Annotated in this window: 9 protein-coding genes; 2 read left to right on the forward strand and 7 right to left on the reverse strand. The window is 70.8% G+C overall.

The window, feature by feature from the left end; genetic code table 11:
- The first annotated feature begins 5 nt into the window (after window positions 1-5).
- Both sbnA and ACTG9Q_RS05470 read left to right on the forward strand, forming a co-directional pair.
- The gene (sbnA, locus tag ACTG9Q_RS05465) at window positions 6-986 is read left to right on the forward strand and encodes a 2,3-diaminopropionate biosynthesis protein SbnA (protein ID WP_455571498.1); all 981 of its coding nucleotides are present in this window, start codon (window positions 6-8) and stop codon (window positions 984-986) included.
- A 10-nt stretch (window positions 987-996) separates the two neighbouring features.
- Window positions 997-2,136: an epoxide hydrolase family protein gene (locus ACTG9Q_RS05470; RefSeq protein ID WP_455571499.1), complete on the forward strand. Its 1,140-nt coding sequence runs from the start codon at window positions 997-999 to the stop codon at window positions 2,134-2,136.
- Between the two features lie 65 nt (window positions 2,137-2,201).
- Here ACTG9Q_RS05470 and ACTG9Q_RS05475 read toward each other — a convergent pair whose 3' ends face one another.
- From ACTG9Q_RS05475 to ACTG9Q_RS05505, 7 genes are all read right to left on the reverse strand, one after another.
- On the reverse strand, window positions 2,202-2,774 hold the full coding sequence (locus tag ACTG9Q_RS05475; protein WP_455571500.1) for a DUF6461 domain-containing protein: 573 nt from the start codon (window positions 2,772-2,774) through the stop codon (window positions 2,202-2,204).
- A gap of 41 nt (window positions 2,775-2,815) precedes the next feature.
- Window positions 2,816-3,427 carry a DUF6461 domain-containing protein gene (locus ACTG9Q_RS05480; RefSeq protein ID WP_455572018.1) on the reverse strand — a complete coding sequence of 204 codons (612 nt, stop codon included), beginning with the start codon at window positions 3,425-3,427 and terminating at the stop codon, window positions 2,816-2,818.
- A gap of 92 nt (window positions 3,428-3,519) precedes the next feature.
- Window positions 3,520-4,005 carry a carboxymuconolactone decarboxylase family protein gene (locus ACTG9Q_RS05485; protein WP_455571501.1) on the reverse strand — a complete coding sequence of 162 codons (486 nt, stop codon included), beginning with the start codon at window positions 4,003-4,005 and terminating at the stop codon, window positions 3,520-3,522.
- Window positions 4,006-4,095: 90 nt separating this feature from the next.
- Window positions 4,096-4,395 carry a hypothetical protein gene (locus tag ACTG9Q_RS05490; protein ID WP_455571502.1) on the reverse strand — a complete coding sequence of 100 codons (300 nt, stop codon included), beginning with the start codon at window positions 4,393-4,395 and terminating at the stop codon, window positions 4,096-4,098.
- A 230-nt stretch (window positions 4,396-4,625) separates the two neighbouring features.
- Entirely contained in the window at window positions 4,626-5,558 is a 933-nt protein-coding gene (locus ACTG9Q_RS05495; protein ID WP_455571503.1) for an o-succinylbenzoate synthase, read from the reverse strand.
- Between the two features lie 64 nt (window positions 5,559-5,622).
- Window positions 5,623-6,834: a cytochrome P450 family protein gene (locus tag ACTG9Q_RS05500; RefSeq protein ID WP_455571504.1), complete on the reverse strand. Its 1,212-nt coding sequence runs from the start codon at window positions 6,832-6,834 to the stop codon at window positions 5,623-5,625.
- A complete protein-coding gene (locus ACTG9Q_RS05505) occupies window positions 6,834-7,379 on the reverse strand; it encodes a hypothetical protein (protein WP_455571505.1) in 546 nt (181 codons plus the stop codon). Before ACTG9Q_RS05505 ends, ACTG9Q_RS05500 begins: the two co-directional genes overlap by 1 nt.
- Window positions 7,380-7,491 lie beyond the last annotated feature (112 nt).

Raw genomic sequence — 7,491 nt, forward strand, 5'->3', positions numbered from 1 at the left:
ACACAATGCCGATCATCTCCAGCCCCCTGCAGTACAACACCGAAGACCTCTATGTTGACTTGCGGGGCATCGTCGGACGCGAGATCTACCTCAAGTGCGAGGGTTTCAACTTCGCCGGGTCCATCAAGGTCAAGGCCGCCGAGGAGATGGTCCGCGACGCCGAGCGCCGCGGCGCCCTGCGCCCCGGGTCCGTCATCGTCGAGTCCTCCTCCGGCAACCTGGGCGTGGCGCTGGCGATGATCGCCGCCGACCGCGGCTACGGCTTCCTGTGCGTCACCGACTCCCGCTGCAACCTGGCCACCCGCCAGCTCATGGAGGTCCTCGGCGGGCAGGTGCACACCATCACCGAGCCCCACCCGACCGGCGGCCTCCTCGGCGCGCGCATCGCCTACGTCCGCGACCTCGTCGCCTCCGACGAGCGCTACGTCTGGCTCAACCAGTACTCCAACCCGCACAACTGGAAGGCCCACTACCGCCGCACCGCCCCGGCGATCGGCCACCGCTTCCCGCGCCTGGACGTGCTCTTCGTCGGCGCGGGCACCACGGGCACCCTGATGGGCTGCGCGCGCTGGTTCCACGAGCACCGCCCGAACGTGGCGATCGTGGCCGTCGACAGCGTCGGCTCGGTCACCTTCGGCACCCCGGCCGCGCGGCGGATGATCCCCGGCCTCGGCACCAGCGTCCGCCCGCCGATGCTGGACGAGAGCTACCTCACCGATGTCGAGCACGTCTCCGAGGTGGAGACCATCAGGGCCTGCCACGACCTCGCCGCCCGCGGCTTCCTCTTCGGCGGCTCCACCGGCACCGCGGTCGCCGGGGCCCGCGCGTGGCTGGACCGCAACCGGCCCGACCCGGGGACCGTCGCCGTCACCCTGGCCCCCGACCTCGGCGAGCGCTACCTGGACACCGTGTACCAGAGCAACTGGGTGCGCGACATCTACGGCCCCGACGTCCTGTCCCGCACCGAGCTCGTCGGCATCCGCTGAGGGAGAGGTCATGCAGCCCTTCACCATCGCCGTGCCCGAGGCGACCCTGACCGACCTGGGCGAGCGCCTGGCCCGCACCCGCCTGCCCGGCGCCCTGCTGGGAGCGGGCTGGCGCCACGGCACCAGCCAGGACTACCTCGCGGGGTTATTGGCGCACTGGCGCGACAGCTACGACTGGCGCGCCCACGAGGCGGCGCTGAACGCGATGCCGCAGTACCGCGCGACCGTCAACGGCCTGGACCTGCACTTCGTCCACGCCCGGGGCAAGGGGCCCAACCCGGTCCCCCTGCTGTTCAACCACGGCTGGGGCGGCTCGTTCTGGGAAGTCCACAAGATCATCGGCCCGCTCACCGACCCGGCCGCGCACGGCGGCGACCCGGCCGACTCCTTCGACGTCATCGCCCCGAGCCTGCCCGGCTTCGGCTTCTCCCCGGACCCGGCCCGCCCCGGCGTCAACGGCGCCGTCATCGCCGACGCCTTCCAGGCGTTGATGCGCACCCTCGGCTACCCCCGCTTCGGTGTGCAGGGCGGGGACTGGGGTTCCCGCATCGCCAGCACCCTGGCGTTCCGCCACCCGTCCTCGGTCGTGGGCCTGCACCTCAACCTGGCCCTGATGACCCCGTACCTGGGCCCGGAGAGCCCACCGCTGACCAAGGCCGAGCGCAAGTACATCGCCGAGGTCGAGCGCTGGCAGCAGAGCGAGGGCGCCTACCTGGCGGTGCACAGCACCAAGCCGCAGTCGCTGGCCTACGGCCTCAACGACTCCCCGGCGGGCCTGGCGGGCTGGCTGCTGGACAAGTTCCACGCCTTCAGCGACTGCGATGGCGACCTCTCCCGCGCGTTCACCATGGACGAGCTGATCACCAACCTGATGATCTACTGGACGACCGGCACCATCGGCTCATCCCTGCGCCTCTACGCCGAGGGAGCGGCGGAGAGCACCGACTTCGGCCCCACCGACCGCATCACCCCACCCACCGCCCTGGCCCGCTTCCCCGCCGAGATCTTCCAACCCCCCCGGGAATGGCTGGACCGCCTCTACAACCTCACCCGCCTCACCGACATGCCCCGCGGCGGCCACTTCGCCGCGGTCGAACAACCCGACCTCCTGGTAGCCGACCTCCGCGCCTTCTTCCGCCAATTCCGCTAGCCACACCGGCCCGGGCCAGCCCAGCTGCCCGGGCCGGACCTTGTCACGGACGAGGTGACTCGAGGTCAGGGCGTCCGGGCGTCCTCGACACCCGCGAACAGCTCATCCGGGTCCGGTATCCGGTAGGTCGGGAGCCTGGCCTCATACCACCGCCGGTCGAACGCCACCCCCGTCTCGGCCTCCACGAGCGCGAGGCAGGTGGCGCGGTCGGACCCGACCGACGAGGCCCACCCCGGAACCACGTCGTCGGGTGCCGGTCCGGAGCCAGGCTCGAAGTAGGCGGTGACCGCGCCGTTGACCGCCTCGGTGACCCTGAACAACCCATTGGCGTTCCAGTGCACGCTGAGGAACCGCCCACCCGCCGAAGCACGCCGCGCGACCTCGGGAACCGTGCCACTCCACCCGTTGTTCTCCACAGCGACAACCGACGTGCCGTGCTGGAAGACCTGGAAGTAGAAGCCCCCCTCGTCGTCCAGCGCCGCGTCCTCCGCCTCGGCCATGGTGAGCGACAAACGCTCCGCAGGGTCACCCCCGTACACGCGCACGACGTCGTCCGCGCTGCTGCCGACCACGACCGCGAAGGTCAGCACAATGTCAAGACCCCGCACCCAGTCATAGCGCCCGATCAGCTCCCGCACACCCGCTCCTTGGCGATGTCCACATCCCCATAGGGCGTGGACTAGATCGTGAACGTCGGAAGGGCTTCATTGAGCCAGGCCCGGTCGACGGCGAGGTCGGTTCGTTCCTCGACCACCGACAGGAGGACAGCGTGGAGTGCGTCGACGGTGAACACCACGTCGGCGAGCCAGTCGGGATAGGTGTCGCCCGGAGGTGCGCTTCTCTCGATGCCCAGGGGGTCGAAGGAGGCGGTGAGGCGGCCGTCCTGTGCCTCGGTGACCTTGTAGTCGCCGTTCAGGTTCCAGAAGACGCTGAGGAAGTGGCCACCGTCAGCCGATGCCTTCTCGGCAACCTCGGTGCGCGTGCCAAGCCAACCGTTGTTCTCGATGGCGACGATGTGCTGTGGCCCAGCCATCAATTGCACCAAGAACACCGCTCCCAGCTCGTCAGGACCCACATGGGCGTCGCCGAACACTATGTCGACACCACGGTCGGGGTCCCCGCCGTAGGCGGTGACAACCTCATCGGCGGTGCGGCCGGTAGCGACGGCCAGCGTCCACGCCAGGTCGGGGTCTTCATCCGCCCAGGCGTAGCGGCGGAGCTGTTCCAGCCCGAGCACGTCCCGACCCTCACTTCCTGGCCAGTCCACGATCCTGTCCGGCTGTGCGATCACGACCAATTAGGCACTGGACCCCCTAAGCTAGTTGGTCGCCTCCTGTGCCCGAAGGCCCGGCCCGGGTGGTCCAGGCCGGGCCTCAGCGGTGGTCAGTTCATCATGTTGGCGTACATGCCGGGTTCGTAGGAGCCCGCCGGGTTGCGGACGATCACGTTCATGCGGTTGGCGGCGTTGACCAGGGCGACCAGGGAGACCAGGGCGGCGATCTGGTCGTCGTCGTAGTGCTTGCGCACCTGGGCCCAGGTCTCGTCCGAGACGCCGTGGTGGGTGTCGGCGAGTCGGGTGCCCTCCTCGGCGAGGGCCAGTGCGGCGCGCTCGGCGTCGGTGAAGACGGTGGACTCGCGCCACGCGGCGACCAGGTTGAGGCGGACCGACGTCTCGCCCGCCGCCGCGGCGTCCTTGGTGTGCATGTCGGTGCAGAAGCCGCAGCCGTTGATCTGGCTGGCGCGCAATGACACCAGCTCCTGGGTGGCCTTGGGCAGCGGCGATTCGTGGACCACCATGCCCGCGTTCGCGAACCGCTTGCCGAACTTCATCGCCAGCTCGTTGGCGAACAGGTTGAACCGAGCGTCCATGACGTCGTCCTCACTCGTGGTCGTGTGCGTACTGACCACGAGATGCCGGGCGAGCGATTCTTGTGACAGCCCGGAACGTGACGAACGCCATCACAGGCACGGGTCGGCCGAGCGCAGGATGGCGGCCAGGCCGGGGTCGAGCTGTCCGGCCGCGCGGACCTGGCCTCGCGGCGCGTCGACCTCCGTGGCCGGGGCGTCGACGACGTGGTGCCGCTCAGCGGCCGGGTGGCGCCAGAGGCCCGCGGCGCGGGCGGCGGCGCAGGTGCAGGGGTGGGTGGCCTCGCGCAGATCCCAGCGACCGTCGGGGCCGGGCACGGGCTGCTGCCAGCGCATCAGACCGGTGTCGGCGCAGACCGGGCACCGCGCTGTCGAGTCGGCCTCGCCGCTCATCCGGGCACCTCCCCGAGGCCGCCACACCGGCCACAGGTGCCGCGCGGGCTGCCGTCGTCATCGGCCGCGCTCTCCGGCTGGTCTTGCATGCCCGACCCGTGACACGTCGGGCAGGTCGCCATCGCACCGGACATGGCCCCACAGTGGCACCACCGGCATCAATCCGCTAGTCCTGACGGGCGAACTCCAGGTCGTCGGCGCCCCGGAGTGGCACCACCGGCGGCGATCCGCTAGTCCTGGCGAGGACCCAGAGCCTTGACCCGGGCCACCCGCTCCAGCCACCACTGCCGTCGCTCCGCCCCCGCCGCCCACTCCACCGTCGGCTCCGGAGCCTGCCGCGGCACGGACACGAACCCCGCCACCGGCCGCAGCGGCTCCGCCGTCACATCCCCCGCCAGCAACGCCAAAGTCCCCACCCCACAAGCGAAATCCAGCGACGGCAACGCCCCGGCCAACGCGATCTCCGCCGCCAGCCCGACACTCGTCTCCAGCGCCGAGGACACCACGCACGGCAGCCCGCACGCCTCCGCCACCGCCAGCGCCCGCCGCACCCCGCCCAGCGGCGCGCACTTGAGCACCGCGACGTCCGCCGCCCCCGCCACCGCCACCCGCAGCGGGTCCTCCGCGCGCCGGATCGACTCGTCCGCCGCGATCCGCACGTCCACCCGCCGCCGCACCGCCGCCAGCTCCTCGATCGTCCGGCACGGCTGCTCGACGTACTCCAACCCGCCCGCGGCGCGGTCCAGCTCACGGATGCGCGCGACCGCGGTGTCCACGTCCCACACCCCGTTGGCGTCCACCCGCACCGCCGCGACCGCGTCGGCCACCGCCGCCACCCGCGCGACGTCCTCCGCGCGCGACCCCGGGTGGTCGGCCACCTTCACCTTCGCCGTCGCACACCCCGACGCCGCCGCGATCTCATACGCCCGCTCCGGCGACACCGCGGGCACGATGCAGTTCACCGCCACCCGGTCCCGCACCGGAGTGGGCCACCCCACCTCGGCCGCCTCCACCGCCGTGGCCCACCACGCCGCCGCCTCCCGGTCGCCGTACTCCGGGAACGGGCAGAACTCCCCCCACCCCGCGGCCCCTTCGGCCAGCACCCCTTCCCGCACATCGATACCCCGGAACCGCGTCCGCATCGGTATCGAGTACACCTTCATCCGCCCCACCCCTCACGCCGCCACTGTCAGCCACAGACAGTAACCCGTGGTGGGAGACGGGCGCTCAGGCCAGCCGCACCGGCACTGACACCAGCGGGCGAACCGCCATGCCCGGCTGGTAGTGCAGGTCCGCGTAGTCCACCAGCATCCGCGTGTTCGGGAAGCGGGCGAACAGCCGGTCGATGGCGATTTCCGTCTGCGCCCGCGCCAGGTGCGCGCCCAGGCAGAAGTGGATGCCGTGCCCGAAGCTGACGTGCATCGGCTTCGGCCGGGTGATGTCCAATGTGTCCGGTCGGTCGGGGGTGATCGCGTCGTCGCGGTTGGCCGAGGCCAGGGACAGGATCACGATTTCCCCGGCCGGGATCGTCACCCCGCCCAGGTTCACCGGCGCGAGCGTCAGCCGTTGCAGCGCGTTGATCGCGGGGGCGGTGAACCGCAGCAGCTCGTCGACCGCCGCCCGCATCAGGCCGGGGTTGGCGCGCAGGATCTCCGCCTGCCCCGGATGCCCCAGCAGCGCGGCGATCGCGCCGCTGAGCAGGTTCATCGTCGTGTCGTTGCCGCCGGTCATCAGCGCGAACCCGGTGGAGAGGATCTCGGTGTCGGTGAGCCGGTTGTCCGCGTGGATCAGCGCCGACAGCAGGTCGTCGCCGGGGGTGACGTGCAGGCGGGCGATCAGCGCGGCCATGTAGTCCGACAGCGCCTTGATGTCCTTGTCCAGCACCCCGGTCGGGTCGGTCGGGTCGACCCCGCGCAGCGTCGCTGACCAGCGGCGGAAGCGCGCCCAGTCGGTGTCCGGCACGCCCATCAGGTGCGCGATGGTGATGATCGGCAGCGGCTCGGCCAGGCCCGGCACGATGTCCTGGCGCGGCGCGGCGGCCATGGTGTCCAGCAGGTGGTCGACGACGCTGACGATCCTCGGCCGCATCGTCTCCACCCGCCGCGGGGTGAACGCGTGCACGATCGCCTTGCGCAGCGGGGTGTGCCGCGGGGGGTCGGAGTTGGCCAGGTGGTGGGCCAGCTCGTCGGGCGGGGTGAACTCGGTGCCGGTCTGGCGCGACAGCGCGCCGTAGAGGTTGGTGATGTCGCGGCTCATCCGGTCGTCGGACAGCGCGGAGCGGACATCGGCCCACCGGGTGACCACCCAGGCGCGCAACCCGTCCGGAGTCTCCACTTTGCACACCGGCTGCTCCCGGCGCAGGTGCGCCAGGAACGGGTAGGGGTTCTGCGTGTAGTCGTTGGTGAACATCCAGTACTTGGACAGCGACGCCGTGGTCATCAGTCCTCCTCCGTCGTGCGCAGGGCGCGGCGCTTGATGGCGCGCAGCATGGACAGCCGGATCAGCCCGCTGCCCAGTCGGATGACGAACCAGTACCGCCGGAAGTCGCGGCGCGCTTCCTCGCTGGTGCACCAGATCCGCGTCTCCGTGCGCAGAATCCCGTCCACGCAGCGGAAGTTGAGGCAGATCTTGTTGTAGCCCGGCTCGGCGAAGTCCCGGAAGACCTCGCGCACCGGCCCGATCAGCGACGGCGGCTCCCCGCCCGCGGACCCCATGCCGCCGAACACCAACTCGTTGTCGGTGCGGTCGAGCAGGTACTTCGGGTCGATGTCGCCGACCACCCGGTGCTCCGGCTTCGGCTTGCTCTTGGTGATGCTCAGCAGCAGGAACGCGAACGGCGCCTCGCGCAGCGTCAGCCCGGTCACCGCGTCGAGCACGGTGGCGGGCGATGCCGGGATCGGCAGGTCGTGGACCTCGGTGAAGTGCCATTCCGGCAGGAAATGATCGATCCGCGCGGGTGTCGTGCCCGCCGATGTCTCGCCCATTGTCCGTCCCCTGCTCCTCGCCGACAAATGCGTTGCCGACGTTATCCCAACGCCAGACCAGTTTCGGTCGAGAATGCCCAGCAGAGCCGCTACAGGACTGCTCAAACCCGCA

The organism is Actinokineospora lacus (assembly GCF_053813445.1).

Coding starts and splice junctions, on each gene's coding strand:
- sbnA (WP_455571498.1), top strand. CDS start 6: ATGCCGATCATCTCCAGCCCCCTGCAGTACAACACCGAAGACCTCTAT.
- ACTG9Q_RS05470 (WP_455571499.1), top strand. CDS start 997: ATGCAGCCCTTCACCATCGCCGTGCCCGAGGCGACCCTGACCGACCTG.
- ACTG9Q_RS05485 (WP_455571501.1), bottom strand. CDS start 4,005: ATGGACGCTCGGTTCAACCTGTTCGCCAACGAGCTGGCGATGAAGTTC.
- ACTG9Q_RS05490 (WP_455571502.1), bottom strand. CDS start 4,395: ATGAGCGGCGAGGCCGACTCGACAGCGCGGTGCCCGGTCTGCGCCGAC.
- ACTG9Q_RS05495 (WP_455571503.1), bottom strand. CDS start 5,558: ATGAAGGTGTACTCGATACCGATGCGGACGCGGTTCCGGGGTATCGAT.
- ACTG9Q_RS05500 (WP_455571504.1), bottom strand. CDS start 6,834: ATGACCACGGCGTCGCTGTCCAAGTACTGGATGTTCACCAACGACTAC.
- ACTG9Q_RS05505 (WP_455571505.1), bottom strand. CDS start 7,379: ATGGGCGAGACATCGGCGGGCACGACACCCGCGCGGATCGATCATTTC.